The sequence below is a fragment of the Paenibacillus sp. J23TS9 genome (assembly GCF_018403225.1).
Classification (GTDB): domain Bacteria; phylum Bacillota; class Bacilli; order Paenibacillales; family Paenibacillaceae; genus Paenibacillus_AQ.
In genome coordinates this window covers 1-354 of sequence record NZ_BOSG01000028.1, presented here as the reverse complement: position 1 = coordinate 354, position 354 = coordinate 1, and the positions used below count along the sequence as shown (strand labels likewise).

Genomic DNA, 354 nt, shown 5'->3' with positions numbered 1-354 from the left:
GCGCTGGAGGGCTTAACGGTCGTGTTCGGGATGGGTACGCGTGGAACCCCTCCGCCATCGCCACCAAACAGGATTTTTAATGATTTTTCGAAGCCTAAGCTTCTCGAAATCGCTGCGAGAAAAGATCCATCCTTAGAAAGGACATGCAGCTTAAAAATCAGTCCAGATGTTTGATCACCTGAAAACTAGATACGAAACGAATTTGTGTGTTTAGAAATGGTCTCCGCAGCCCTCACTCCGTTGCAAAGCGTAACGCTTCCGAAGCAAGTTTCCCTACGGTAAACTTTTTAGGATAAGCCCTCGACCGATTAGTATTGGTCAGCTCCATGCATTGCTGCACTTCCACCTCCAACC

1 rRNA gene is annotated in these 354 nt (G+C 48.0%); it reads right to left on the bottom strand.

Going from position 1 to position 354, the window contains the following annotated elements:
• A 5S ribosomal RNA gene (gene rrf / locus KJS65_RS29555) occupies positions 1-68 on the bottom strand; the annotation flags it as partial.
• Positions 69-354 lie beyond the last annotated feature (286 nt).